Raw genomic sequence first — 2,332 nt, 5'->3', positions numbered from 1 at the left:
AACGGGGCCGATACTCCGCGTAGCAGATCGCAACCTAGAACGATCTTCCCGGGGCCCTGGCCGGAGCTGGTGGGCCTGCTGCGGATGATGCAGAAAGTGACAGACGATCTACCCCGATCCCTCCGCAGCGATCAGCGATCGTCGCTGTCGGGGATCTATGTCCGCCAGAGTGTGAGCGCGGCCGGTGAGGCCCGGCGGGTCCGGGAGGACGCGCCGGAACGGACGGGTGCGCCGTGGGTGGAGAAGGACCGGCTGGTGCGGGGGTTGGCGCAGCCGTTCGAGGAGGTCGCCGGCAAACATGACCATCTGGTGATCGAGGGGGCGGCGGGTCTCGGGAAGACGACCTTGGGCAAACACCTGGCGAACGAATTGCTGCGGGCGTTGCTGGAACCGGATGCGGCCGGGCCGTCGACCGGTCTGGCGGTGCCGTTGGTGCTGCCCGCTCGGGTCCTGGCCGCCCACATGCACCGCGGCTGGACCGCGGCGCTGTCCGCCGCGGTCGCCGGCGAATACGACACCCTCGGAGACGGGCCGCCGCCGCAAGCGTGGTTCACCTCGACGGTCCGCGGAATTCCCTGGCTGATGATCGTCGATGCGCTCGATGAGATCCCGGATCAGGACAGCCGCGAACGGCTGCTGGCCGCGTTGGCGGCGCGGATGTCCGCCCCGGACACGCCGCTGCGCTTCCTGGTGACCACCAGGCCGCTGTCTCCGGGAGAGACCGCGCGGCTGGCCGGCCCGCGGGTCGGGTTCTACGAGCTGCAGCCCTTTGACGCCGACGCGCTGATCCGCTTCGCCTACCGCTGGTTCGATCAGGCTGACAGCCCGGCGGGGAAGGCGGCGGCAAGGGAGTTCCTCGACCAGGTCGATGCCGCCGGCCTCGGGAACATTCTGGAAGTGCCGCTGCTGGCGGCACTCGCCGCGCAGGTCCACGCCGCGCGCAGGGATCAGCCCCTGCCCGGCAACCGGTACGAACTGTATGAGCAGTACATCGAGCATCTCACCGACACCCGGGCCCCGGTCAGCACGGCCACGCTCGACCCGTTGCGGCAGTCGGCGGGTGGCGCCCAGCTTGCCGACTGGGTGGAGGCCCACCGGGTCGAGATCCTCGAACGGCTTGCCACCACCTACACGACGGAGGAGACCCAGCTCCTCGACGACGCCGAAGGTTACCTGGCCGAGCATGCCCCCGTGCCGGCCCGTCTCCCCTCGTCGTGGAAGGACCTGCTGGCCGAATGGCTCGCGCTGACCGGCCTGCTCGGCCGGCAGGCCGGCCGGCTGCGGTTTCTGCACCAGACCTTCGCCGAACACCTGGCTGCGACAGCGGCCGCCCGAACACTCCCGGACGACGTCCGACCCGACCAACCGCCCTGGGACGATCTGATCCGACGCCTGCTGCTCGACGATGAGGCCGGCACCCGCATCGTGCTGCACTACCTGCACAGGCAGGGCCCCGGAGCCACGCTGCTGACACTGGCCCTGCACGGCGGCCGCGACCACCGCGACCGCGCCGCCGAGCTGATCGTCCAGGGGGCATCAGCGGACGACGCCCAGCTGGCCGCCTATCTGACCCACGTCGAGGAACGCACCCTCGTCGGTGACTGGTCAAGCGGGCAGCTCCAGCGGATGGCCGGTCTGACCCGCCATCCACCCGTCCGGGACCACCTGCTCCGGCTCCTGGAACACCCCGCCGTCCCCCGGGAGGTGAAGATCACGGTGGTGGGGTTGTTGCGGGGATGCTCCCCGGACACCCATGATCGCGGCGTCGCGTTACTGACCGGCTGGATGGCCGAGGACCAGCCCGTGAGCGTCCGATGCGCGGCGGCGGGCTGCCTGGCCCGCTTCGGTGCCAGCCACCACACCCGCGCCGCGGCAGCCCTGCACGCGCTGGCAACCGACACGACCCGCGGCACGAACGATCGCCAACGGGCGGCGCAGGCACTGGCGCAGCTCGGCGTGGAAGGCCGTTCCCTCGCCGCGGACGCACTGTTCACGCGTGCCGCGGAACCGGGACGCGATCCGTTCGACCGCCTCAGCGCGATGCGGCAACTGGCCGGACTCGGTGGTGACCAGCGGGCCCGCGCGGCCGAGGTGGCACAGGCACTGGCCACGACCCCGGCCATCCCCAGCCGGGTACGTGTCCAGGCGGCGACCATCCTGGCCGATCTCGGCGGCGAGTACCGCAGCCGCGCCGCCGACCTCCTGCGCGCTCTGGCCACCGATCCCGCCATCGAGAAGAGCGAGCAGGCACTCGCCCTCGCGGCCGCGGTCAGCCCGGAGCTCCGCGCCGCCGCCGCCACCGCCCTACAGAACCAGGCCACCGACCCAGGGC

Annotated in this window: 1 protein-coding gene; it reads left to right on the top strand. The window is 71.6% G+C overall.

Going from position 1 to position 2,332, the window contains the following annotated elements; translation table 11 throughout:
- Positions 1 to 171: 171 nt before the first annotated feature.
- On the top strand, positions 172 to 2,332 hold a 2,161-nt coding region (locus G6R25_RS23445; protein ID WP_205447402.1), incomplete at its 3' end, for an NACHT domain-containing protein.

It is taken from the genome of Candidatus Frankia alpina, from assembly GCF_902806485.1.
GTDB classification, from domain to species: Bacteria; Actinomycetota; Actinomycetes; order Frankiales; family Frankiaceae; genus Frankia; species Frankia alpina.
This window is presented reverse-complemented; position numbering and strand designations above follow the sequence as displayed.